We start from the raw sequence: 25194 nt of genomic DNA on the forward strand, positions 1-25194 counted from the left end.
ATTAGTTGTTGAAGGCGTTGAACACCATCAGCTGGTTTTTGGCAATCACCTGTTCGCCTGGTTTGACACCCTGCCGGATGTAGGCCACGTCGCCCAGCGATTTGAGCACCTCCACTTCCCGCGTCTCGATCTCGGAGCGGCTGTGGAACACCATCACATAGTGCTTCGACCGCTCAAAAATGACGGCGCTGGCAGGCACAGTAGTCAAGCTCCCCCCGTCTTCGTACCGCAGCGTGACGGTCGCGTGCATTTCGGGCTTCAGCTTGAGGTCTTTGTTGGGCAAACGTACCCGCACAGTCATGGCCCGGGTGCCGGGGTCGAGCACGGTATACAGCTTGTCGACTTTGCCCCGAAACACCTCATCAGGGTAGCTGAGTGTCTGAATGGACGCATCCATACCGGTACGTACCTGACCGATATCGCTCTCGTTGACGTTGGCCAGCACCCACACTTCGCTGATCTGCCCGATCGTAAACAGGTTGTCGGCGTTATCGGAGCGCAACTGTGTGCCCCGGTTCACGTTTTTCTCGATCACGTACCCGTCGATAGGCGCTTTGACCGTATACATCGATGATTTGCTGATACCGTAAATGCGCGACACTTCCTGGATGCGGTTGACTTCGGCCTGCGCTTTCTCCACTTCTTTCTGCGCCGCTACCACCTCGCGCTGCGACGACAGCTTGGCTTCGACCAGATCCTGCGCCACGCGGAGGTTTTTTTCGGCCACCAGCAGTTCCGACTGCGCCTGAATCCGCTGCCGTTCCAGATCGGCCACCTCGCCTGACCGGATCGACGCCAGCGTTTGCCCTTTACGGACGTAATCGCCCAGTTCGACGTTGACGCCCTCTACGTCGCCGCCGACCAGCGGGAAGACCTTGATAAAGCGGCTTTCATCGGCGGTTATCTTGCCCACCAGCGTTAGTTCGCTGCGCAGGGGCTGCGTTTCGGCAGCGGCCACCTGAATCCGCTGCATCATCGCATCCGACAGCCGAAAAGCTACCTGCGGCTCCTGCACCGGCTTGGTCTGGCAACCCGCCAGCCACAATAATCCGCCGATAGCCAGTACATAATTCACACGTTTACGCTTCATAATCAGTTGACTAAGTCGTTTCCAATGAGGTAGTTCAGTTCTTCGTAGGCACTCACCCGCTCGGCCTTAAGCCGGTTAATCTGCTGGATGCTGGCCGTGTAGGTCTCGATCAGATCCACGAATTCGAGCAGGGTCAGGTTGCCTTTCTGGAAGTTGGTCACCACGCCCCGGTTCAACTGCTCGAACTGCTCGGCAAACGACCGCTCGACACTCTGCACCCGGCGTTCCACTTCGCGCACTTTCAGCAGGGCGGTGGTCACTTCGTTGCCAATCTGTAGTTCTTTCTGGCGCTGGATCTGCCGCTGATACCCAATCTGGTTCCGGGCTACCTCGATAGCGCCCTGGTTGCGATTAAACAGGGGCAGGTCGGTGCTGATCGACAGGCCCAGGTAGTGCTGGATATAGCTGCCCGCCTGATCATACGCACCCCCGATGCGTACGTCGGGTTTGGCCAGTGCCCGCTGCAACGTCAGGTTCAGCTCAGCCTGCCGGGTGAGTGATTCCGTGGCTTTCAGGTCGGGGCGGTTACGCGTAGCCAGCTGCCGCAGGGTGTCGTCGGGCTGAGTGGGCATCCGGTAGCGACTCAGTGCCTCGCCCGATACCAGCGGTCGAATCGGCTGCGTAGTCGCTACCAGCGTCTGTATCGCCAGCTGATCGTCGGCGAGTTGGAAGATGAGATCCGTGCGATCGTTGCTGAGTTGAAACAGCAGCGCTTTTAGTCGCAGCAACTCGCGCAGCGACACGTTGTTGCGGTTATATTGAGTTTCATAGGCCGTTACGGTCGTTTGCAACGTACCCAACTGCTGCTCGAAATGGCGGAGTGTCTGCTGCCGGAAATAGAGCGAGTAAAACCGGCTGCGCAGTTCAAAACGCAGATTTCGGAGCAGGTCCAGCAGTTCATACTCGCTCAGCCGGGCCGCTTCGGTCGCTAGTGCGATCCGCTTGTTACGTTTACCCGCCGTGTACAGTAACTGATTGACCGACAGGATTTTCTGACCCTCCCCACCCACATCGAGTACCCGTCGGGCGGCGCCATTATAGGCGCTCAGTTCCAACCCAACCACCGGGTTGTCGTACAGGCTAGCCTGCAACACCTGCGCCCGGGCGGCATCGATCCGGAACCGTTCGGCCAGCAGCAGCAGGTTGTTTTGAAGAAATAAACTATCAGCCTGCCGTAAGGTCAGCGCCAGCGAGTCCACGCCGGGCGTGGACTCGCCGTAAGCCGATTGCCTGATCGTCTCGGCTTTTGCCCCTAACGTCAGGCTACACAATCCTGAAAAAATGAATACTAACAGCCGCCGCATACCAGTGAATGATCTGGCAGCAAAGCTCCGGCCTCACCCTTACAGCAGGCTTACAGCACCTTTAGGTTTCACTTAGAAAAAGCTTAGAAAAACATTAGAACACTCAGTCAACTCCCTACAGGTGAGGCAGTATCACCGAAAAGACGCTCCCCTGCCCCAGCTGACTGCTGACGGTGAGCCGCCCCCGATGCAACGCCACCAGCCGCGCACAGATGGATAACCCGATGCCGAAGCCCTGATAGTCCTGCGCATTCGACGCCCGGTAGAAGGGCTCGAAAATACGTACCTGATCGGCTTCCGGCAGGCCAATACCCCGATCGCGCACGTCGATCTGACAGTACTGCTCGTCGGTATGAATGCGCACCACGGCCCGGTGGTCGGGCGAGTACTTGCACGCGTTGTCGAACAGATTCAGCAGCACCTGTTTCAGCAGCTCTTCGTGCCCGGCAATGAGCGTATCGTTTTCGGTCTGAGGGATTCCATCGTAGTCGATGTCGATCAGGTACGTTGGTTTGGCGCTCAGCAGTTCGTCTTTAGCGGCAAAAGCGGCATCATCAACCCGCACCGGATGAAAGGGGAGTTGATTGATTGTCTCGAGCGTGCGGGCCAGATACAACAAGCTGTTGGTAAGGCCAATGAGCCGATCGGTATCTGACAGCAGGTTGTGCAGAATCTCGACGTGTTCGGCCACCGTGAGCGGGCGTTGCAAACCCAGCTGAATCTCCGATTTGAGGGCGGCCAGTGGCGTGCGGAGCTGATGCGACGTTTGCGAGACGAAACTTCGTTGCTGCTCAAATGCCTGTTGAAGCCGTTGCAGCACTGTATTGAAGTTGATGGCCAGCTGGGCAATCTCGTCGCGGCGGTTGCCTTCCGCCAGCCGCTGTTGCAGGTTCCCCGCCGTGATGGTCGACACCTGATGGTTGATCTGACTGATGGGCCGCAGCGACTGCCCGGCGAAGAACACCCCCAGCCCGATGGTCAGCCCCAGCCCCACAAATAACCCCCAGCCCAGCGTAAGGCGCAGGTTGGCCAGTTTGCTCTTACCAAACCGGTCGTTGGCCGATGCCAGAATAACCAGATCGCGCCCGTTTTGCCGGTAAAGTAGACCGATCAGTTCGTTCTCGCCGCTGAAGGTTTCGACATCCTTCTTCTGCCGCACCTCGGCCAGTAAAGCCGGCGAATAATTAATAACCTGATCATCGACACTGGCGTAGATAAGCTTGTTCTGAGCGTCGAAAACAAGTACTTTTTCATCGAACAGGGCGGTCAGCGTGTTTCGGTCAATAATCTTGAGCATATCCTGATCCACTTCTTTCACTTCCACCAGAAAGCGCACGGTGGTCCTGCCCTTGTTTTTCAACCGATCGTAGAATTCTTCGCGCCGGTACGTAGCCGATACCAGGTAGATGACGATCGAAAAAACGATCAGGATAGAGGCGACAATCAGCGAGAACTGGAGCGCAATGCGGTTACGTATCGTCATGCTTCCTCTTTCAGCACGTAGCCCATACCCGATCGGGTATGAATGAGCTTAGGTTCGAAATCGCGGTCTATTTTCTTTCGCAGGTAATTGATATACACCTCGACTACGTTGGTGCCGGGGTCGAAATTGAGGCCCCAGACCGTCTCGGCGATGTCGATTTTGGCCAGTACTCGCCCCCGGTTGCGGATCAGGTACTCAAGCAGGGCAAATTCGCGGGCGGTCAGGTCAATAACCACGTCGCCGCGTTTCACTTCTTTGGTATCGGCGTTGACGGTCAGATTGGCCACCTGCCAGACATCGTCCGTTTTTTGCTCCTGCCGCAGATCGGCCCGCCGGAAACAGGTAGCCACCCGGGCAATCAGTTCACGCAAATCGAAGGGCTTCACCATGTAATCGTCAGCGCCCAACGACAGGCCTTCAATCTTATCTTCGACCTCGCTTAGGGCCGTCAGCATAATAATCGGCAGATGAGGACGCTCGGCCCGCACCGACCGGCACACTTCAAAACCACTGATCCCCGGCAGGGTCAGGTCCAGAATCACCAGTTCTACCTCCGGGCGTAGGGCGAGTTGCCGCCCGTTTTCGCCTTCGTAGACGACCTCGGTGGCATAACCTTCCTGTTGCAGGCCCCGGCTGATGTTCTGGGCAATCCGCCGGTCGTCTTCAATAATCACAATTTTTCTCATGCCTCACCTGACCGTCGCCACGGCCAATCGGGTTGAACGATTGGTAAAACAACGAACGTCTGTACTACAGTCAATACAACGTTGGTCGTTTTCTCTCCATTCCTCACCCCAGCAAGGTGGTCAGCACCGACCGCTCGACGGTGTGTTTGCCCGCAAACGGGACGAGTTCGAGGGCAGGCAGATCGGTCTGTAGCTGACGCAGGTAAGCGGCCGAATCAGGCATCTGTTCGATGTATTCGTCCTGTTCGCCATACACATACTGCACAGGTACATCGGCCAGTTTCGTCAGATCGATCACGTCGGCCAGGCCATTCGGGAAGAAACCCGCCCAGAGAATCAGCCGGTCGACGCGCAGCCGATCACTGGCATTGAGCCAGCGGCAGGCCGTGGCCGCCCCCTGCGAAAAGCCCATCAGCGTCACCGTGAACGTACCTGGCACCAGATCGCCCAGCAGCCGGTCGTATAACTGATCCAGGTACGTCACATAATCGGTGATTTCGTGGTCGCGGGCTTCGCGCGTGATCCACGACGCCCCCACCTTGCTGAATTCGCCGTTGAGGTACAGCCGTGACAGCCCTTCCGGGGCTACTACCACCGTATCGTCGTTGGCGACCACATCGAACCGTCGAATGAAATACTGGGCCAGTTGCCCGTAGCCGTGCAGTACAAACCAGACATGCCTGGTCGTGGCTGGCAACGTACCTGACGGGGTGCCCAACGGATTGCCGCCCAAGGTGTAATACCGGGCCGTACGCGATACGGTCAGGGTGTGTTCCTGCGCCATGCTGTTGCTGGTTTAGCCACTCAGCGCGCAAAACGCGACGATTGGCGATCCTGTTTTTTCTGTTCGTAATGCGCTTTGTCGGCTACGTAGACGGTTCGCTCAATCTGGGCATGCACTACGCCGTCGGCATCGACCCAGGCCAGGGGCAATACGCGCTCGGTTTGACCGTGCTGCGCTACATCGGCGCGGATGGCCTCGATGAGTTCGTCAGTTAGCAGAAAGTGGGCGTAAAGCGTGGTGCGGCCCGGCTTACGAAACCGGATATTGGCCGCCTTGTCCCAGACCACATAATCCTTCCCCAGGATTTGGTAGAGCATCAGCATGTAGAACGGGTCGGAAGCCGCGAACATACTCCCGCCAAAGATCGTCCCGACGTAGTTGTAGGTCCAGACGTTACGCCTCAGCCGCACCTGTACTTCGCGCGAATCGCCCGACCAGAACAGGATTTTACCCCCCGTGCCAAAAAACATAGGGTACCAGTTCATCAAGGTTCGGAATCGCCATGTTTTGGCCGATTCGGTGCGTACTGTCTGCAAAAAAGTAGGTTTCATACGGTAGTCGTACCGGTTTTGGTGAGCCGGGTTAATTGGTCGGATAATGTTGACAGCCCTGCTACGGCGTCGGGGCCGAGTTGGGTACGTACCTCTTCGTTCAGCACTTTCCAGATCTTATGACAGCGTTTGGCGAGTTGCCGCCCTTCGTCGGTCAGAAACAGGCCCTGCCGGATGTTGTCGGTCAGCCAGCCGTTGCGCTGTAGCAGTTGTACGTCGCGGTTCATCGCCGATTTCTCAATCTGCAATTGCTTCGCCAGCGTGGTCTGCCGCACGCCGGGTTGCGGGAAGATGTACATCAGCAAACTCGCCTGCGCAAACGTAACCGCCTCCTGCGCGAAGGCCTCGTTGTAGAGGCTCGTCACCAGCCGCGTCAGCATCCGCATCCGGCCGGCTATGCAATACGTTTCGTCCGTCATACAGACAAAGATACAGACCAAAGTTGCATATACAACTTTTTGTCAATACGTTTGGGCTATCCAAAACAACCCCATCAGACTCATGACGTTAGCGACCGTGCGCCCCGAGGTACTTGCCGCCCTTCAACACATCACCGACTGGCTCAACAGCCCCGGTCTGGCCGATGCCTGGGCACTTCCGCAGGGAGAGAAATGGACCATCGAGCAGGAGTTTGCGCACCTGCTCCGAAGCACCTATGGCCTCGTACAACTCTATGGCGAGCCCGCACGGGCCAACTGGCGCCCCACCGATCGCCCCTCACGCTCCTACGACGAGATCGTAGCCCAATACAATGCCGGGCTGGCGCAACTCCCCACCACGACCAACGCGGCGATCCGGGAAAGCCAGCCGAAGTCACTTATTGAACAAAACACGGCCTGGCACCAGACCTTGGCAGCCGTGGAGCCGATTCTCCCCAAACTCTCCGACGCCGATCTGACCGGAAACACAGTCTGGAAACACCCGATTCTGGGGCCAGTGACGGGACTGGAGATGCTCTTTTTTACCACCCATCACACCTACCACCACCTAGCCAGCCTAAAGCGCAAGCAGGCGAGAGGTGAATGATGAGTGATAAAGCGCTTTTTATCCTTTATCACTCTCCACTAAGCACCCCTTCTTTCAACGCATAGGTTGATACCCAGATGGCGTTGATGCCGTAAGTTTTGAGCACGAAGTCGATGAGCACGACAGCCACCACAATCATATCCACGCGTAGTTCGATCATGCCGGGAATGGCCATGCGCTCGTCGTGGTTGCGTGTAAGCAGCAGTTCGTAGGCCCGGTAAAATTCGGCGACCGGCAGGGTGAAGGCTGCCTGTTCGGCGGGCGGCCAAACGCCTTGCTCGTGCTGATACTGCATGTCAATGAGCGTGTCGAACGTACCTGACGAGCCGACGAGCACCGACGGATGGTACTGGTGAATGGCGTTGGTCAGCGGCAATAACTGTTCTTGGAAAAAGCTGTGCAGCCGCCCAACGGCAGCGGGACTCAGCCTGTCGGATTCACCCATAAACCGCTCCATCAGCCGCTGCCCGCCAATCTCGAAGCTCTGTTTCCAGAGGATCCGGTCGGCGCTGCCGATAATGAACTCGACACTTCCCCCGCCAATATCCATGATGAGCGCTGTTTCGTCGGACAAAGCCCCCGACGCCCGCACGCCCCGGTAGATAAGACCCGCCTCTTCGTCGCCCGAGATAACGCGCACCGACAGGCCAGTCTGGGTACGTACCTGATCGACAAACGCCTGCTGATTCTGGGCTACCCGAATGGCGCTGGTACCAAACACAGCCACGCTGGCAGGGTCGATCTGGTGCTGATCGAGCACCTCACGGAAGTACGTTAGTACGTCAAGCGCGCGGCCAATTGCCTCGTCGGTGATGATGCGCTGGTTGATACCGCCTCCCCCGCCCGTCGATCGTCCGATTTTCGCAGGTCGACTTTCCCGAAACAACGTCTCATAGGCTGCGTTCGGCTTTTTTTGGACGATAAGGAGGTGGAAGGTATTCGTTCCAAGGTCGATAACCGCTTGTTTCATGTAGTGAATTCACTATCTTTGCAGTCCGTTTTGCAAAACACAAAAATACCGGTATTACATGATTATCATTAACGTAAAAGAAAACGAGTCGATTGATAAAGCTCTGAAACGCTTTAAGAAGAAATTCGAGAAGACGGGTGTGTTGCGTCAGCTGCGCGCACGTACGGCCTTCCAGAAGCCTTCTATTAGCCGTCGGAAGGATGTCATTCGCGCTGCCTACAAAGAAAAAATGTACGGCAACCACACGCAACAGTAGTCGGTTCGCCGGGGCGGCGAGCTACACGAGTGCCAGCGACGTTACGTCTCTGTAAACGACTAAAGGGACTTAATCCAATCGGGTTAAGTCCCTTGTTTTTTGGTACGATCCCGCCCGGTTATACCCTATCTTCGTACTACGCACTAACCCGACAGCGACGTTGACTCCAACCGATCCCGGCTCTGATTTTTTACGGCATATCCGTTACGAAAAACGGCTCAGCCACCATACCCTGCTGGCCTACGAAAACGACCTGCTTCAGTTCACCGAGTTTCTGGCCGAACAGCACGCCGGTACGGCCTGCCCCGCCCCGGCGGGGTTGCCCCCCGCCGCCGATCACCTGCTGATCCGGGCCTGGATTGTGCACCTGGTCGAAAGTGGGCTGAACAAATCGACCGTTAACCGAAAGATTGCCACCTTGCGGGCTTATTACGGTTATTTACTTCGACATCAGCGCATTAGCGTTGATCCGATGCAGAAAATCGTGGCGTTGAAGCAAAGCAGCCGCCTCCCGACGTTCGTGGAAGAAAAGCCGATGGAGACGCTGCTCGACGACATCGACTTCCCTGAGGATTTCATCGGCCTGCGCGACAAACTGGTGCTCGAACTGCTCTACGGTACGGGCATTCGCCTGAGCGAACTCCTGGGTCTGAAACCCACCGACATCAACCGCTTCGACCGGACGATCACCGTCTTGGGCAAGCGCAATAAGCATCGGATTATTCCGCTGGTACCACCGCTATTGGCGCTGATCGAGCAATACGAACAACAGAAGCGCGTGTTCTTCGATGGCAAAGCCGACCCCACCGTATTGCTGGTCAGCGATAAGGGAATCCCCGCCTATCCCGTGCTCATTCAGCGGATCGTCAATAAGTACCTCTCGCTGGTAACGACCCTCGAAAAACGTAGTCCGCACGTGTTGCGCCACAGCTTTGCTACACACCTGCTCAACCGGGGCGCCGACCTCAACGCCATAAAAGACCTGCTAGGCCACAGCAGCCTGGCCGCTACGCAGGTATATACGCACACCAGCCTCGAGCAGCTAAAGAAAACCTACGATCAGGCCCACCCTAAAGGCGGAAAAAGCGGAGAGTCCTGAATCCGCAACCAGCCTGCTCCTGCTTCGTCCTCATTTACCCTCGTACATCAACGTTAAACGTTGAATTACCTATGCAGTCCAAATTACCTAATGTGGGCACCACCATTTTCACCGTCATGTCGAAACTGGCGGCAGATGTGGGGGCTCTGAATTTATCGCAGGGCTTTCCGAGCTTCGCGACCGACCCCACCCTGATCGAGCTGGTCACCCAGGCGATGCGCGACGGGCATAACCAATATGCCCCTATGCCGGGTGTTCCGGTCCTGCGCGAAGCCATTGCTCAGAAAACGAGCAGTTTATACGGAGCTAGCTACCACCCCGACCAGGAGATTACGATTACGTCGGGCGCGACAGAGGCGCTGTTTGCCGCCATTACGGCAGTGGTGCACCCCGGTGACGAGGTGATCGTGTTTGAACCGGCCTACGACAGCTACGTACCCGCGATCGAACTGGCGGGCGGCCACCCCATTTATGTGTCGCTCGCCCCGCCCGACTACCGCATCGACTGGGCACAGGTACGTTCGCTCGTAACGCCACGTACCCGGCTCGTTGTGGTCAACACACCGCACAACCCCACGGGCCGCGTCTGGACGAGCGAAGATATTGACCAACTAGCCGTTCTCGCCGAAGCGCACAACCTGCTGGTAGTAGCCGACGAGGTGTATGAGCACATCCTGTTCGACGGACGTACCCACCACTCGCTGGCCAGCCATCCGGTACTGCGCGAACGGACCTTCGTGATCGGCTCGTTCGGCAAAACATTTCACATCACCGGGTGGAAAATCGGGTACTGCATGGCCCCGCCCATGCTGACAGTCGAGTTTCGGAAAGTACATCAGTTTCTGACGTTCAGCGTCTCGACGCCGATGCAGCACGCGCTGGCAACGTACCTGACACAGCCCGAACGGTACAGGACACTATTCGCCTTTTATGAGCAGAAGCGCGACCTGTTTCTGTCGGCACTGGCGGGGTCGCGCTTCAGGTTCACGCCTACGGAAGGCACCTTTTTTCAGAACGTATCCTATGCCGGCCTGACCGACGAACCCGATCACGAACTGGCCGTGCGCCTGACCCGCGACATTGGCGTGGCCTCCATCCCGGTATCCGTCTTTTACCAGCAACGTACCGACTACCAGGTGCTGCGTTTCTGCTTCGCCAAAGACGATGCCATGCTGCTGGAAGCTGGCAAACGCCTCAACGACTGGTCACTACACGTATGACAAAAACATGCCCCCGCTGCCAGCAACCATTTAGCTGCCAACCCGATGCCATCCACGACTGCGGCTGCGCCAAACTGACGCTGACGCCCGACGAACGGACCCGAATTCGGGCGTATACGGAGCAGGAACTGGGTGGGTACGTTTGTCTTTGCACCCGTTGCCTGGCCGAGTTGACGACCCTACCCCTACCGTCTAAAAACAAATGAGCAGCAAACGAAACGAAAATCAACGGATTTGGACCGAATTTCGTTTTTAGGATACTTCCTTCCCCTGACTTATGCTACCGCTCCGTATTTCCCTGCTCGTTTCGCTATTTGTGGTGCTGTTTGCCTGCAAGAAGCGCGCTACCGTTGACCCCAACCCGCCAACGAATCTGAACAACACCGTTCAGACCGACCCGACTAGCTGGACGTTGGGTCAGTTAAACGCCAGTTATACGATCAAATTTCCCGCGAATTATACCGGCGAGGGTGGCCGCATTCAGGTTGATGGCTGGCTTTTTGCGCAGGACCGCGCCGATAAACGCGCCAAGTTTGCCTACAGTTTCTGCACAGCTACGGGCTGCTCGCAATACGGACAGACGGCGCTGGGCGGCAAGACACCTGCTATCGAGTCGTTCAACGGGCAAACACTCACCAAATCCATCACCCTGACCGAAGGCGATCAGCCCTTTGGTACGTTTTTCTACTCCGAACAGGCTAATGCCGTGGGTGTGCTCTACCTGCTCAACAACGGTGCTTACCGCGAATCGGTCAACGTACAATTCGACAACGCGCTCCAGGCCGAAGTGCTCGCCATCATCCGTACGATCCGGCAGAAGGTCTAAAAACGTTCAAGGTTCAACGTCCAACGTTCAATGGTGGCTGGCGCGCGTGATGAGTGCGCCAGCCACCATTGAACGTTGGACGTTGAACGTTTTCCTCAACTAAACAGCGAATTGGTCCGGCGGGAGTCGAGTTTGAGGAAGATGAACAGCAGTAGCGTAAACGACCAGAGCGACGAGCCGCCGTAGCTGAAGAAGGGCAGCGGAATCCCGATCACAGGCATCAGGCCGATCGTCATGCCAATATTGACCATGACGTGGAAGAAGATAATGCCCGCTACGCAGTAGCCATAAATCCGGGCAAACTTGCTGCGTTGCTTTTCGGCCAGAATCACCAGGCGGGTAAGCAAGCCCATAAACAGCGCGATCACGATCAGGCTCCCGACAAAGCCGTGTTCTTCGCCGATGGTACAGAAGATAAAGTCGGTGCTTTGCTCGGGTACGAAGTCGAACTTGGTTTGGGTTCCCTCCAGAAAGCCCTTGCCCTGCATACGCCCCGAACCGATAGCAATTTTAGCCTGAGTCACGTTCCAGCCCACCCCCAGTGGGTCGACGTTCGGGTCGATCAACACCTTGATCCGGTTGCGTTGGTGCGGTTGCAGCACCTTGTTCACGAAGAAATCGACGCCCGTGGCTGTCAGCATCATGGCTCCCCCGATGAGCGCAATGCCGATGATGTTGCGAGCCGTACGGTTGTAGCGCGGCATGAGCAGGATCACCACCCCGCAGAGCACGGCAATCCCGGCAAACAGATAGAGCGGCGGTACAATCAGCGCCAGAATGAGCAGCGCCGCCAGCACAACGCCCGTCAGCGGAATCCAGCCGGGTAGGCCTTCGCGGTACAGCATGATCACAAACGACGAGAACACCAGCATCGACCCCGTTTCGTTGGAGAGGATAATCAGCAGAGCAGGCAGGCCAATGATTCCCCCCACCCAGAGCAGGTCTTTCTGCTTGGTGAGGTTGACACCCGGCTGATCGAGGTATTTGGCCAGCGCCAGACTGGTCGTCATCTTGGTAAACTCGGCCGGCTGCAACAAGAACGACCCAATCTTAAACCACGACCGCGACCCTTTGATGTTCGCCCCCGCCACCATCACCAGCAGCAGCATCGCAATCATAAACAGATAAAAGACAAAGGCGAAGGTGTCGTAAAACTTATGATCGATTACCAGCACGGCAATAATCAGCAGGACCGACGTACCGATCCACATCAGCTGTTTCCCGGCGTTGGTTGACAGGTCGAAGATACTCGTCTGGTCTTCGGGGCTATATACTGCGGCGTAGACGTTCAGCCAACCCATCAGCACGCAACCAATGTAGAGCAGCAGCGTCAGGGTATCTATGTTTCGGGTTAATTCAGCGTTACGGGCCATTTTACAAATGAACAATGAACAATGTACAATGAACGATGCGGTCAGCCGGGTGCCTAGCCGCTACGGTACAATACGCTATACACCGGTACGCAATTGCAGCACCATTGATTGTACCGCAGCGGCGGACCGCATTGTGCATCGTACACTGTACATTTCTTTAATTTCCTCCCACTATGCTTTTCGTTGACGTACCTACCTGGGTCATCATGGGGCGGGGACGGCGTAGACTATCTTTCTGCACCTTGGGGGTGGCTTTCTGGCCCGACGTATCAGCGGGTTTCTTCGCTTCACGCGGTTTGGGCAGCATCGAGAGCGGCGGCATGTAATTCTGCTGCACCAGCCAGTTTTGCAGCTTCGTCGCTTCAGTTTTGCGTTTCAGGTAGCGCTCAGCTACCAGAGCGGCTGTCGAAGCGGCAGCGGTACCCCCCCAACCCGCGTTTTCAACAAACACGGCAATGGCAATTTTAGGATCGTTCATCGGGGCGAACCCGATAAAGATGGAGTGGTCGTGCTTATGGCCGAATTTGGCATTCTGCGACGTACCTGTTTTGCCGCAAAGGTCGATCCCGGCGATGTCGGCTTCTTTCTTCACCGTACCGGCCATCACCGCCATCCGCATTCCCTCGATCACAGGCAGGTAATACTGCCGGTCGATGTCGGTGTAATGTTTCTCTTTGTATTTGTCAGGCACCCCCTCACCGATTTTCCCGATGCCTTTCACGTAGTGGGGCGTAATGTACCAGCCCCGGTTGGCCATGATGGCTGCCAGATTGGCCAGCTTGAGCGGGCTGATCAGCAACTCCCCTTCGCCGATGCTGAGCGAGTAGATGTTCGAGAACTTCCAGCGCAGTTCGCCCCGGTAGGCTTTATTGTAGGTCTCTACGGTAGGCAGGTTACCCCGCAGCTCACTCGGCAGATCGACACCCAGCTTTTGCCCGATGCCGAACTTGGCTACGTGGTCGTACCACTCCTGTAAGCCAATGGCCGAGGCCTTGAACGTGTTGGGATTGCCGTTGTGATAGATGTATTTGCGGAAAACGTTGTAGAAGTAGGGATTGCAGGAAAACCGCACCGCCCCGCGCAGGTTGTTGCCGCCCCGGCAGTGGCAGCGCATGGGCGAGCCGCCGTGCCCGTAAACGGTGTTGGTATACAATGAACCCTGCTGTTGCGCAATGAGCGCCTGAATGAGCTTGAACGTCGAACCCGGACGATAGCTCGCCATGATCGGCCGGTTGATGAGCGGCTTGTATGGATTCTTGATCAGCTTCCGGTAATTTTTCGAGAAGTACCGCGACGACAGCAGGTTAGGGTCATAGGTAGGTGCGGAAACCGAGGCCAGAATCTCGCCGGTGTTTGGATCGAGCGCGATTACGCTGCCCACCCGGTTTTGCATCAGGCTGTCGGCATACCGCTGCACCTCCACGTCGATACCCGTATACAGGCTTTTGCCCGCGACGGCTGCCGTGTCGTACTCTCCATCTTTAAACGAGCCTTTCACCACGCCGCGCACGTTCTGCATCACGTATTTGATGCCCCGGCGTCCCCGCAGCTCTACTTCATACTGTTCTTCAAGGCCGTTGTGCCCTACGTAGTCGCCCTGCCGGTAGTAGGGTATTTCCTGATTTTCGAGGGCTTTCTTGCTGATCTCCGACACGTACCCAAGCGCGTTGGCCATGGTTTGGGCCGGGTACGTCCGCATCGAACTCATCACCGGCTCAAATCCCCGGTAGTCGACCAGGGCGTCCTGAATTCGGGCGTAATCTTCCTTCGAGAGCTGACGCAGAAAAACCGACGGCTTCAGCGGCGAATAGGCTTTGGCAATCGCCATAATGCTGTCGAATTCCGGACGGGTGATGTCCATCATCTTGCAAAAGGCCGTCGTATCAGGAATTTTGACCCGTTTGGGCGTCACATAGAGATCATAAACCGGTGTATTGTAAACCAGCAACTTACCATTGCGGTCGTAGATCTGACCCCGGTACGGAATTTCGATAACGCGTTTGATGGAGTTACTCGACGACTCGAGCGAATAGCTATCGTCTAAAATTTGCAGGTAGAACAGGCGAGCGGCGTAAATCAGGCCCACTAAACAGAAGACGCCGATAATAATGAATTTGCGATTTTCAACCACTGGTTTTCAATCATTGATTCTCATCACTGAGAATAAAGCCCTATTGTCAAATTACGAGGGGTCTCATTGACCTCTCTACAAAGTTAGGCCTATAATCGTAGAGACGCAATCCGTTGCGTCTCCCAGGCGTCAGCAATATTTTATTGTTAAACGAGCCCAATTGCTGCCGCGAGAGAGATGCAACGGATTGCACGGTCCGCCGCTGCGGTCTCTACCAGTTCGCGCCGCGCACGTTGGTACGAATGCGGCAGAGGTACATGTCGGCGGTGATATATAGCGTTTTGCCATCGTCGCCCCAGGCGCAGTTGGCCGTAGCCTCGCCGGGATCGATGCGGCCCAGCAACGTACCGGCCCCGCCTTTCGGGTCGGGGGCAATCACCAGCACACCACCAGGCCCGGTTGCCCACAGATTTCCCTGCTCATCGACTTTCAGACCATCGGGAGCACCCTTCAGTCCCCGTTTCATCAGATCGATCGCGTTGAACACCAGACGCCCTTTGCCCACCTGCCCGTCTGGCAGAATCGGGTACGCCAGGATCACCGGCTGTTTTTCATCCGATTGGGCCACGTATAGCGTTTTCTGATCGGGCGACAGCGCCAGCCCGTTAGGCCGGACCAGATCGGCAATCGCGACGGTTACCTCACCCTCGGGGTCGATGCGGTACACGCCAAAGAGCCTGGTTTCGCGGCTCGGATCGGTTTCGTGTTTGGGAAGCCCGTAAGGTGGGTCGGTGAAGTAATAGCTGCCGTTGTTGTGCACCACCACGTCGTTGGGGCTGTTGAATCGCTTGCCCTGGCACCGATCGGCCAGCGTGATTTTCCCACCGGGTTTATCGAGCGGCATAGCCGAGATACGCCGGTCGCCGTGTTCGCAGGCAATGAGCCGCCCCTGCCGGTCGATGGCGAGCCCGTTGCTGCCGGGTTCATTGCTATAGGAGCCCAGCCCCGTGTAGCCCGACGGCTTCAGGAACAGCTGCACGCCGGTCTTTTCGGTCCAGCGGTGAATAACGTTGTTGGGTACGTCGGAGAACAGCAGGTAACCCGGCGCGTTACCCGCCCCTTTCACCCATACCGGCCCTTCTGTCCACTCAAAGCCCGACGCCAGCACTTCGATCTGCGCGTTTTCGGGCAGGAGCGCATTCAGGCGGGGATCTTCGCGAACGACGCGCCCGATCGTCGGATAATGCTGAGCCATACTAGATGCGGCAAGACAAACAAACAGCGAAGTAATATGCGATTTCATCGAACCTGGAGGTAGCGGAGTTGGGAGTTGGCACCACGTTCTAAACGAATCCTAACGCCTTGAACGCTTGAAAGTCGGCAGGAAATGCCAAAGTTTACAACGAAGTTTGCAATCAAATCAATCGTCGTATCAAATTGTCTACAGTTGCTCAAACCGTTGCCCGTCATTTATTAACCGTACAGGCCGTTCGGCTCCGGCCAGCCGATCCGTTTACCTGGAGTTCGGGCTGGAAATCGCCTATCTACTGCGACAACCGCGTTACGCTGGCCTATCCTGAGGTACGTACCTACATCAAAGAAGCCCTCGCCGAGCTGGTTCGGCGCGAATTCCCAACGGCGCAGGTCATCGCAGGTGTCGCTACAGCGGGGATTCCGCAGGGGGCGCTCGTTGCCGACGCGCTGAACCTCCCCTACTGCTACGTGCGCCCTGAACCCAAAAAGCACGGCATGGGCAATCAGATTGAAGGCCGGATCGAAGCAGCAGACAGCCCGCAACGCGTGGTGGTGGTGGAAGATCTGATTTCGACGGGTGGCAGTTCGTTGAAGGTTGTCGAGGCGCTGCGGCAGGCCGGGGCCGAGGTTATTGGCATGATCGCCATCTTCACCTACGGTTTTGCGCTGGCCGACCAGAACTTCGCCAATGCCAACGTCCGGCTGGCCTGCCTGAGCAACTACGATACCCTGATTGGCGAAGCCCAATCCCTCGATTACATTCCCGCCGACGCTACCGACTCCCTCACCGCCTGGCGCCAAAACCCAGCGGAATGGGGGAAATGAATTATGGAATAGGAATTATGGGCTATGAATTAGGCTGACGCACGAAATGCTCGCGCCAGCCTAATTCATAGCCCATAATTCCTATTCCATAATTCATACTTTAAAAAATGAAGTTCGTGCTGAGGAACACCGACTCGTGATTCCCGACGATGTTGTTCAAGATCGTTTTGTTCGGGCTGGTGTCTTTCGTCGCCACGGCCGACCGGATCGAGAACGATCGTAGGGCGTCTTCTACAGACAACGTACCTTCTGCCGAATCTTTCCGGCCGGTGAACGGGAACGTATCGGGCCCGCGCTGACATTGAGCATTGATATTCACCCGGCTGACCAGGTTTACCAACGGATCAATCAGTGCGGCGATGGCTTCGGGATCGGTGCCGAAAATACTCGCCTGCATACCGTGGTCATCGGTGATGAGGTAGTCGATGAACTCCTCCGTATCGTCGTAGGCCACCACCGGTACCACGGGACCAAACTGTTCATCGCGGTAGAGTTTCATGCCTTCTTTAACCGGGTACACCACCGCCGGCCGGAACAGCGACTCGGCAACCTCGCCACCGCCTTCGTTCATTATCTTGGCCCCACCGGCTTCGGCATCACGGATAATATCGGTGAGGTAATCGGTTTTGGTGGGTTCGGGCAGGGGCGTAATCTGCGCGCCGTCGGTCCAGGGCATACCCAGTTTGAGCGCACTGACAGCCGGCCCGAATTTGGCCAAGAACTGATCGACGATGCTACGGTGCGCCCAGATGATCTTGATAGCGGTGCATCGCTGCCCGTTGAATGACAACGACCCCAGGATACACTCACTGACGGCTACGTCCAAGTCGGCGTCGGGCAGGATAATCGCGGCGTTCTTTGCATCGAGGCTCAGGATCGACCGCAGGCGGTTCAGTTTGGGGTGGAAACGCTGCAATTCGTCGGCTACGCGGCTCGACCCGATCAGCGTCAGCACGTTCACCTTTCCCGACTGCATCACAGGCGGAATCACCTCGGCGCCTCGGCCATACAGCGAGTTGACCACGCCTTTCGGAAAGCTCGTACGGAAGGCTTCGAGCAACGGATAATGGAGCAGCGAGCCGTGTTTAGGCGTTTTGAAGAGAATCGTGTTTCCCATCAAAATGGCCGGAATCAGCGTCGTGTAGGTTTCGTTGAGGGGGTAGTTGAACGGTCCCATCGACAGCACCACGCCCAGCGGCGACCGCCGGATTTGCCCAATGATACCCTCTTCGATCCGGAACCGCGATGAGTTGCGGTCCATGTCTTTCAGCACGTTGATGGTGTCGTAGATATACTTCACCGTTCGGTCGAATTCCTTGGTGGCGTCGGGGCGGTTTTTGCCAATCTCCCACATGATCAGGTTGATCACCAGGCTCCGCTTTTCCAACATTTTGCCAATGAAGGTCTCCATACAGGCAATGCGGTCGGCAACGGGCATCTGTGGCCATTCGCCACGGCCATTGTCGTAGGCGGCCACGGCGGCATCGAGCGCGGCCATCGCTTCGGTTGGTCCGCATACCGGATAACTGCCCACCAGATGCCGCTGCCACGTACCTGATTCGTCGGTGGTGCCTACGGGTGAATATACCTCGGCTACCCGCCCCGACCAGGCGATCATCTCCCCGTTGAGCAGGTATTCGCGCTGGTGAATGGGTTCAATCTGAACGTCGGCAGGTACGTCGGCCAAACTAGCCGGAAAAAGAGTCTGGGTTGTCATGCGTTATTTGTCGGTTGTACGCTGGCAAGTAAAGCGTTGACCAGGCTAAACCTCACCATAGCCACCCAACAGCACAACTTTTCCCTGATTTGGTCTTATTTTCGATGATCAAAATACACAACAGACAGCGCCGGAGACCTTATGAATTTTAACCCAATCATGCTGGCGATTCCCTTCTTCTTTCTGGCGATGGGGATCGAAATCTGGCTCGATCATCATCGACAAACGAAACTGTACCGCCTCAATGACAGTATCACTAACCTGGGCGCAGGTACGTCGCAACAGGTCGTTGGGCTTTTTCTAAAGGTCTTCACGCTGGGCATTTACGAGGCCGTTTACGCCAATTTTGCCCTTTTTACGATTCCCCACGTCTGGTGGAGTTGGGTATTGGCTTTTCTGCTGTACGATCTGTGTTACTACTTTGCACACCGGCTCAGCCACGAAGTCAACCTGTTCTGGAGCGGTCATGTGGTGCACCATCAGAGCGAAGAGTACAACCTCTCGGTGGCGTTGCGCCAAAGCTGGTTTCAGGGCGTCTGGACCGCCCCCGTTTACCTGCCGATGGCGCTGCTGGGCTTCGATACCACACAGTTGCTCATTGTGGGCGGCATCAATCTGATCTACCAGTTCTGGATTCATACCGAGCTGATCGACCGCATGGGCTTTCTGGAAGCGTTAATGAATACGCCCTCGCACCACCGGGTTCATCACGGCCGCAACCCCAGGTACATCGATAAAAACCACGCAGGTACGTTCATCATCTGGGATAAGCTCTTTGGTACCTTTCAGGCCGAAGACGAGCGGCCCGTGTATGGCATCACCACCCCTATCAATAGCTGGAATCCGGTTTGGGCCAATTTCTCGCATTTCGAACAGATCGGTCATCAACTCCGGGAGGCCCCCCGTTTCGCCGACAAGCTGAAAGTATTGTTCTACAAACCTGGCTGGGACGCCAAAATGGCCGTTTACCACCCAATTCCCGCCGTCAGCCGCGACGAGTACCAGAAATTCGACACCACCGTAGCACCGCCAATCAACTACTACGTGTTGTTTCAGTATGGCCTGCTGTTGCTGGCCACCTTTCCTTTTTTGCAGTTTCAGGCGCAACTGGGCTGGGGGCAAAAAGCGGTAATCGCCCTGCTCGTCGGCCTGACGGTCGTTAATTTTGGCTGGCTCTTTGAGGGACGTACCTGGGCGTTCCGAATCGAGGCGGGCCGGTTGCTGGTATGCGCTGGCGTGGCTACGTACCTGCTGCTGCCGTTGCCCGCCGGTACGTGGTTCGCCATCGGTGTTGGTCTCGTTACTCTGTTGTCGCTCGGCTGGCTATGGCGGGCAAGTCGTAGCCATGTCGATTCAGACAATACGCTCGAAAAGACTTCTCCCGATGCAATTTCTAACCCGACAAATGCAACGATCAGCTAGGCAATCTTCGCGAAACGGCTCTCGTTTGGCTTCTTTTAATGAGTTGCCAAGGGAATTTTAACGAAAACCGGGCAACAAATACGAGGCAGACAGCGATAGAACAGTATACGGCGTGGTGGTAACTGAGCGCCCGAAACTGTACGATGCTGCTAACGATTCACTCCTTATCTGTGCTGGTGCTGCATTGGGCAGGCCTGCTAATCCCTCCAGAAACACACGGGACCACGATACATCAACGGCTCTCGAACCAGGCTGATAGCGGACAGGTGGCCGCGCCCGGACGAGGGATACGCCCCGAAGCTTACGGGGCCGTTGGAGACCGGGTTGCCGACGATACCGCTCCCCTGCGGGCGGCGCTCACTGCCGCCTGTACGTCCGGGCAACCGTTGCTGATCAGCCGCCAGAAACGGTACCGGCTGACGGATCAGTTGACAGCCCCCGGCGCGCTTACGATGGTGGTTGAACCGGGAGCCGAACTCTTTCTGGATACAAGGACGCCGGGCAAACGGTTGCTATATACGCGGTCGAGCCTGACGCTCACGAACAGGGGCCTGATGACCGGCAGTTGGCGTATGGAGGGTCAACAGACCACTGCCGTATCGGGTGGCCAAATAAAAGGGCAGCACCTGATCCGGGTTGATGCGCCTGACACGGGCATGATCCGGGTTCGTATCACAGGCGGCGACTACCGGCGAAGTGGTGATCAGGCGATTGTGGTGTCACAGCAGAATAGCAGTCAGAATCGATTTACGAGCCTCATCATTGAAAATACGTCCATCCGCGACTGCTATCATGGGGTACACCTAAACAACCTCGACTGCCCGGCTCCCATTGTCGGCGCGGTTTTTCGGAATAATGTGATTCGAAACGTGGCGTCGAAAGGGCCGGGACTGATGCACTCACAGACCGAAGGCAGCGGTAACGGACTGACCACCTGGGGCCGCTTCGATCAATTGATGCTCCTCAACAACACCGTCGATTCGTGTGGGCGTATGGGCGTCGAACTGTTTATCCCACACGACCATTTTCTGCGCGGCTGGCATAATCGCAAGCTTCAGATCATAGGAAACCGCATTAGCAACTGCGGGTATTTTGCACTCTCACAACAGGGCGACAGCAATTACATTGCCCAGAATACCCTCACGAACTGGCATACCGATTACATCGAGATGCTCGGCAACGGAACGACGGTGGAAAACAACCTTCTTGACGGCGTCGGCTTCTCGACTACCTCCAGCGATCGCGGCAGTCAATCGGCGCTAGACAGGCACGACCTAACTGTACGCCAGAACAACTTCCGGCAGCGGTCCTTCCAGAAAACGGTCATCGAAGCCACCTTCTGCGAAAATGTGCTGATCGAAAAAAATACCATTCGCTGCACCGAGCGACAGGCGGGAACAACGGGGTTCAGGGCACCTATTTCAGTTGGCAACACCCTAAACGCCATCGTGCGCAACAACGTGATTACCGCCGCCTACCCATTTCAGGGACCCTTCTACAATTTTGGCCGTAATGCAGGACTTACCTGGGCCAACGACCGCCTGAACCTGACGGGCTACGCCCCCGATTCGCTGGCTAGTCTGTTTAGTGTTTACCAACTCCGAAACAGTACCATCCAGGGTATTCGGGTGGTGGCCCCCACTCGCCTGCAACTGCGCGATAATGCATTCAATGTGTTAAACTACACGGTAAACGGTTTGTATAGCTACGTTTGGACGGGGAGTCAGTTTGTTACTAAGCCCCTGACCAACAAAAACCTGCAACAAAATCCACCTACCTCGCCCGCGCCCGGCGACACGTACTGGCTTACCGATAACCCCACCGGCGACTGGAGCGGACAGGGCCGTAAACTAGCCACCTGGACGGGTAGCCAATGGGCATTTACGGCCGTGCAGGATGTGTTTCCCTACGAAACCAACGCCGCCAAAGAGCCATTCTATTCGCACGCTGGCCTGCCCACCAGAGCCGATAAGCCGGGGACCACGTACCTGCTGATGGACGGCCCCGGCCTGATGGGCGTGCGGTTCATCAACAATGACTTCTCGGGCGGCGGACGCGTTTCTGACCGTGACGGCAAACCGGCTTTCCGGTTCCTCAATACGCGCCTGTGGAAGGTGGGCATTATCAACACCGCCGAGGCGTTTGACAGCAAAGATTTACAGCTAAACGACATCAGCCGGTGAGCCTTCTAACGTACCTGGCCCTGATGGGCTCTACTGAAAAGCGGCGACTTTCCTGTTCGCCCAGAGCAGCGACAGGGCAATTAGACAGAAAGCTGATTCGATCAGGAGCCATTGCTGCCCAAACCTACCCAGCGCGCCGTCGGCCAGCACGGTAACAGCCCGCGACAGGGCATAAAAACCCCATAACAGGCCCAGAAAAGCTAAGCCTTTGGCAATATGGCGAACCATCAGGTAGAGCAGACTGATAAATAGCGTCAGCCCGACGCCGCCGTAGGCTCCCCGGATTGAACTGATCGCGCTGGTATTGGTCAGCTTGACCTGAACCAGATCCATGACCGATTGCGGATTGAAAAAAGCCATCACACTGACGGATAGCAGAGCCATTGCCGACAGCAGGATAAACCCCTGCGCCGACCATTTAAGTGTTGCCTGTAATTGCATCGTATTGCTGTTTAGTACGATGCAAAATTGAGCGCTCCATGCCTACCGGTTGTTGGTATTTGCCAAGATTTCAGACCTTGATGCTGTTCATGAACTTGCTGAAATTCGTTGGGTCGACGCCGATATAATTGGCCAGGTACTTGTGTGGCACCACTTGCAGGATATGCGGGCTTCGGCGCAGTAAGCCCCGGAATTTGTCGGCAGCTGAATAGCATTGTAACTCAACCAGCCGTTGTAACACGCCCGACAGCGCCTGCGTGAGCGCCATTCGCGTCATGGTTTCAACGGCCGGGTGGCGCTGCATCACCGTCTGCAAGTCGGCGTAAGGGGCGCGTAGGAAAACGGAAGGCGTCAGAGTTTCGAAATAGTACCGCGAAGGCTGCTGCAATAACAGCGAATCGACAACCCCGCCGAACGATGGGGCATACGAAAACACCAGCGTGGCTTCCCGGTCCTGTTCGTCGAGGTAATAGACCCGCTGCACCCCTTCTGCCACGAAATACAGGTAACCCTCCAACTCTCCGGCCACGGTGAGGAGGGTTTTACGCTTTGCCGAAAACGGCCTCCATAGACCCGAAAACGCCATCCAGTCGGGTTCCGCCAACGGATGAATCGCCTGAACAAGCTGCTCTAGTTGAGTTAACGGTAAACGAACTTGTGATGTGCTCATATACGCTCGAATCAACTTTCTATCAGACGCATCATTTGACGGGGTGCGGCTAATCATCCAATTTCAACTGATTTTCTTAGTTTATAAATCAGCTAGAAGCCAACTGATCAGCAACCACCTCCAAGCGGGTTTATTTATAGAAGAACGCGTAAAAGTGTACAGGCTAAATCGGATTCGTCGGTTTAAAAAGCGAACAAACAATAAACCCCTAACACTCTGTGAACAGATCATTAGGGGCTATTATCGTACCGGGTGCCGGACTCGAACCGGCATGTCCTTGCGAACAATGGTGTTTGAGACCATCGCGTCTACCGGTTCCGCCAACCCGGCAGGAGAACCGTACGTCGTTGCCGACGATGCGTTTTGTCAAACGTGGTGCAAAACTAGTGTTTTACGAATACTACACCCAAAGCCCATCGTCTTTTTTTTGGGTCATTTTGTCCTAAAAACCGCTATTGCGTTGCCTGTCAGCTGCTTGTACAGTTTTTACAGATACGTAGTTTTCGGCCTAATAGCCTACTACTCCAGGCGTAACGTACCTGAATGGCTATTGGGGTACGGCTGGGTACGTTGGTGAACCCTTTAGAGTAGTGCCAGGAACAGTCCGTTTATGCGACAGCGCATCGGTTACTCGTACCGCAGAGCGTCGATCGGGTCAAGTTTGGAGGCGCGAATGGCGGGGTAAATTCCCGAGAAAAGACCAACTGCTACGCAGACCAGCAGGCCGAGCATCATCCAGAGCCAGGGCAGCACAAACCGGCCTTCGCCATCGCTGCTAATCCCGAACGCCACGGCGTTCCCAATGGCAATGCTCAGCATGATTCCGACCAGTCCGCCCAGAATGCAGATTACGATAGCCTCGATGAGAAACTGCTGCCGGATACGCATCGGCGTCGCCCCCAGCGATTTCCGAATCCCAATTTCCCGGGTACGTTCCGTTACCGATACCAGCATGATGTTCATCAGGGCGATGGCCGCGCCCAGCAGCGTAATGGCTCCGATGCCAAAACCACCCCAACGCAGGTAGCCGGTGGTTTCTTCAATGTCTTTGACCAACGCATCGGCCCGCTCGATGTCAAACGAGTCGGGTTGCCCGAGGCGGTCCTGCCGAATCAGCCGCATCAGGCCAGTCGCTTCGCCAATGGCCATTTCCTGATCGCCGATTTCGGTTACTGAGGCCGTAATATCAAATGTCAGTTTACGTTCACCAGCCAGTTGACGGGCATTTTCGAGGGGCACCAACACCACCCGATCGTCGCCGCCGCCCGTCAGCGAGCCTTTTTTCTCCAGCACGCCCACCACCCGAAACTGACTGCCCAGCACCCGAATCAGCTGCCCAACGGGATTTACCTTTCCCTGAAACAGCGTGTTGGCCAGCTCATTACCGATCACAGCCACGGTCAGCGCATTGTCAATATCACCCGAGTTGATAGGGCGGCCCTGCCCGATTTTGTAGTTTTTGACGGTTAGGTACGCGTCATCGATGCCAACTACCTGCACGTTGGGGTTGGTCTTCTTCGAACCATATTTTACCTGACCCGCCCCCGAAACGAGCGTCGAGATCGAAATAGTGGCCCCGTATTTGTAGCGACGACGGAAGGTAATGGCTTCGTGGTAGTCGATGGGCTCGTCTTTCTGGATGATCCGTCCGCCAAACCGGCGCACTTCCTGCCGGGCCACAATGTTGAATACGTTGGCGCCTAACCCTTCAAAGTTGCTGTTCAGCGAAGCCTGTATGCCATCGATGGCCGTCAACGTACCCACCAGCGAGGTTATACCCAGCGCAATGATAAGGGCCGTCAGGATGGTGCGAAGCCGATTGCCCGCCACCGACCGCAACCCTTCGCGTATGTTTTCGAGTAGGTCCATAAGTTAATGTACAATGAACAATGCAGAATGAACAATGTCCTGGTAAAGAGCGCCACCCCGATTGGCGGTGGCGG

General features: G+C 56.1%; 24 protein-coding genes and 1 tRNA gene. 9 read left to right on the top strand and 16 right to left on the bottom strand.

What is annotated here, in order from left to right; genetic code table 11:
* Position 1: 1 nt before the first annotated feature.
* The 7 genes from ACAW74_RS01020 to ACAW74_RS01050 form a co-directional block, all read right to left on the bottom strand.
* Positions 2-1090 carry an efflux RND transporter periplasmic adaptor subunit gene (locus ACAW74_RS01020; protein ID WP_370696323.1) on the bottom strand — a complete coding sequence of 363 codons (1089 nt, stop codon included), beginning with the start codon at positions 1088-1090 and terminating at the stop codon, positions 2-4.
* Between the two features lie 2 nt (positions 1091-1092).
* Complete coding sequence (locus ACAW74_RS01025) at positions 1093-2394, bottom strand: TolC family protein (protein WP_370696324.1); 1302 nt, start codon at positions 2392-2394, stop codon at positions 1093-1095.
* Positions 2395-2509: 115 nt separating this feature from the next.
* Positions 2510-3877 (bottom strand): HAMP domain-containing sensor histidine kinase, encoded by a 1368-nt coding sequence (locus ACAW74_RS01030; RefSeq protein WP_370696325.1) that lies wholly within the window; start codon positions 3875-3877, stop codon positions 2510-2512.
* Positions 3874-4563, bottom strand: a complete 690-nt coding sequence (locus ACAW74_RS01035; protein WP_370696326.1) for a response regulator transcription factor — start codon at positions 4561-4563, stop codon at positions 3874-3876. The genes ACAW74_RS01030 and ACAW74_RS01035 overlap by 4 nt, the downstream gene beginning before the upstream one ends.
* Positions 4564-4666: 103 nt before the next feature.
* The gene (locus ACAW74_RS01040) at positions 4667-5347 is read right to left on the bottom strand and encodes an alpha/beta hydrolase (protein ID WP_370696327.1); all 681 of its coding nucleotides are present in this window, start codon (positions 5345-5347) and stop codon (positions 4667-4669) included.
* A gap of 20 nt (positions 5348-5367) precedes the next feature.
* On the bottom strand, positions 5368-5898 hold the full coding sequence (locus ACAW74_RS01045) for a DUF4442 domain-containing protein (RefSeq protein ID WP_370696328.1): 531 nt from the start codon (positions 5896-5898) through the stop codon (positions 5368-5370).
* Positions 5895-6317: a MarR family winged helix-turn-helix transcriptional regulator gene (locus ACAW74_RS01050; protein ID WP_370696329.1), complete on the bottom strand. Its 423-nt coding sequence runs from the start codon at positions 6315-6317 to the stop codon at positions 5895-5897. The genes ACAW74_RS01045 and ACAW74_RS01050 overlap by 4 nt, the downstream gene beginning before the upstream one ends.
* Before the next feature lie 82 nt (positions 6318-6399).
* Here ACAW74_RS01050 and ACAW74_RS01055 point away from each other — a divergent pair, with 82 nt between their 5' ends.
* The gene (locus ACAW74_RS01055; RefSeq protein WP_370696330.1) at positions 6400-6924 is read left to right on the top strand and encodes a DinB family protein; all 525 of its coding nucleotides are present in this window, start codon (positions 6400-6402) and stop codon (positions 6922-6924) included.
* A 28-nt stretch (positions 6925-6952) separates the two neighbouring features.
* Here ACAW74_RS01055 and ACAW74_RS01060 read toward each other — a convergent pair whose 3' ends face one another.
* On the bottom strand, positions 6953-7894 hold the full coding sequence (locus tag ACAW74_RS01060; RefSeq protein ID WP_370696331.1) for a Ppx/GppA phosphatase family protein: 942 nt from the start codon (positions 7892-7894) through the stop codon (positions 6953-6955).
* A gap of 58 nt (positions 7895-7952) precedes the next feature.
* Between ACAW74_RS01060 and rpsU the strand changes: the two genes are divergently transcribed.
* The 5 genes from rpsU to ACAW74_RS01085 all read left to right on the top strand — a co-directional run bounded on the left by rpsU (position 7953) and on the right by ACAW74_RS01085 (position 11295).
* Positions 7953-8150 carry a 30S ribosomal protein S21 gene (rpsU, locus tag ACAW74_RS01065; RefSeq protein WP_015332177.1) on the top strand — a complete coding sequence of 66 codons (198 nt, stop codon included), beginning with the start codon at positions 7953-7955 and terminating at the stop codon, positions 8148-8150.
* Between the two features lie 160 nt (positions 8151-8310).
* The gene (locus tag ACAW74_RS01070) at positions 8311-9249 is read left to right on the top strand and encodes a tyrosine-type recombinase/integrase (protein WP_370696332.1); all 939 of its coding nucleotides are present in this window, start codon (positions 8311-8313) and stop codon (positions 9247-9249) included.
* Positions 9250-9320: 71 nt separating this feature from the next.
* A complete protein-coding gene (locus ACAW74_RS01075; RefSeq protein WP_370696333.1) occupies positions 9321-10469 on the top strand; it encodes a methionine aminotransferase in 1149 nt (382 codons plus the stop codon).
* On the top strand, positions 10466-10675 hold the full coding sequence (locus ACAW74_RS01080; RefSeq protein WP_370696334.1) for a cysteine-rich CWC family protein: 210 nt from the start codon (positions 10466-10468) through the stop codon (positions 10673-10675). The genes ACAW74_RS01075 and ACAW74_RS01080 overlap by 4 nt, the downstream gene beginning before the upstream one ends.
* Positions 10676-10746: 71 nt before the next feature.
* Positions 10747-11295 (top strand): hypothetical protein, encoded by a 549-nt coding sequence (locus tag ACAW74_RS01085; RefSeq protein ID WP_370696335.1) that lies wholly within the window; start codon positions 10747-10749, stop codon positions 11293-11295.
* Positions 11296-11390: 95 nt separating this feature from the next.
* Here ACAW74_RS01085 and rodA read toward each other — a convergent pair whose 3' ends face one another.
* The 3 genes from rodA to ACAW74_RS01100 form a co-directional block, all read right to left on the bottom strand.
* Positions 11391-12668 (bottom strand): rod shape-determining protein RodA, encoded by a 1278-nt coding sequence (rodA, locus tag ACAW74_RS01090; RefSeq protein WP_370696336.1) that lies wholly within the window; start codon positions 12666-12668, stop codon positions 11391-11393.
* Between the two features lie 157 nt (positions 12669-12825).
* Positions 12826-14799: a penicillin-binding transpeptidase domain-containing protein gene (locus ACAW74_RS01095; RefSeq protein ID WP_370696337.1), complete on the bottom strand. Its 1974-nt coding sequence runs from the start codon at positions 14797-14799 to the stop codon at positions 12826-12828.
* A gap of 211 nt (positions 14800-15010) precedes the next feature.
* A complete protein-coding gene (locus ACAW74_RS01100; protein WP_370696338.1) occupies positions 15011-15994 on the bottom strand; it encodes an SMP-30/gluconolactonase/LRE family protein in 984 nt (327 codons plus the stop codon).
* Positions 15995-16176: 182 nt separating this feature from the next.
* On the opposite strand from ACAW74_RS01100, the gene pyrE reads away from it, so the two are divergent.
* Positions 16177-16818: an orotate phosphoribosyltransferase gene (pyrE, locus tag ACAW74_RS01105; protein WP_370696339.1), complete on the top strand. Its 642-nt coding sequence runs from the start codon at positions 16177-16179 to the stop codon at positions 16816-16818.
* A gap of 100 nt (positions 16819-16918) precedes the next feature.
* Here the strand turns inward: pyrE and ACAW74_RS01110 are convergent, their stop codons facing one another.
* Positions 16919-18535 carry an NADP-dependent glyceraldehyde-3-phosphate dehydrogenase gene (locus ACAW74_RS01110; RefSeq protein WP_370696340.1) on the bottom strand — a complete coding sequence of 539 codons (1617 nt, stop codon included), beginning with the start codon at positions 18533-18535 and terminating at the stop codon, positions 16919-16921.
* A gap of 141 nt (positions 18536-18676) precedes the next feature.
* Here ACAW74_RS01110 and ACAW74_RS01115 point away from each other — a divergent pair, with 141 nt between their 5' ends.
* Positions 18677-19957, top strand: a complete 1281-nt coding sequence (locus ACAW74_RS01115; RefSeq protein WP_370696341.1) for a sterol desaturase family protein — start codon at positions 18677-18679, stop codon at positions 19955-19957.
* Between the two features lie 143 nt (positions 19958-20100).
* The gene (locus tag ACAW74_RS01120; RefSeq protein WP_370696342.1) at positions 20101-22140 is read left to right on the top strand and encodes a DUF2793 domain-containing protein; all 2040 of its coding nucleotides are present in this window, start codon (positions 20101-20103) and stop codon (positions 22138-22140) included.
* Positions 22141-22170: 30 nt separating this feature from the next.
* On the opposite strand, the gene ACAW74_RS01125 is transcribed toward ACAW74_RS01120, so the two are convergent.
* The 4 genes from ACAW74_RS01125 to ACAW74_RS01140 all read right to left on the bottom strand — a co-directional run bounded on the left by ACAW74_RS01125 (position 22171) and on the right by ACAW74_RS01140 (position 25120).
* Complete coding sequence (locus ACAW74_RS01125) at positions 22171-22581, bottom strand: DUF4345 domain-containing protein (RefSeq protein ID WP_370696343.1); 411 nt, start codon at positions 22579-22581, stop codon at positions 22171-22173.
* 70 nt (positions 22582-22651) lie between these two features.
* Complete coding sequence (locus ACAW74_RS01130; protein WP_370696344.1) at positions 22652-23251, bottom strand: Crp/Fnr family transcriptional regulator; 600 nt, start codon at positions 23249-23251, stop codon at positions 22652-22654.
* A 246-nt stretch (positions 23252-23497) separates the two neighbouring features.
* Positions 23498-23581 (bottom strand) — tRNA-Leu (locus ACAW74_RS01135).
* A 297-nt stretch (positions 23582-23878) separates the two neighbouring features.
* Positions 23879-25120 carry an ABC transporter permease gene (locus tag ACAW74_RS01140; protein ID WP_370696345.1) on the bottom strand — a complete coding sequence of 414 codons (1242 nt, stop codon included), beginning with the start codon at positions 25118-25120 and terminating at the stop codon, positions 23879-23881.
* Positions 25121-25194 lie beyond the last annotated feature (74 nt).

Source organism: Fibrella musci (genome assembly GCF_041321105.1).
GTDB classification, from domain to species: Bacteria; Bacteroidota; Bacteroidia; order Cytophagales; family Spirosomataceae; genus Fibrella; species Fibrella musci.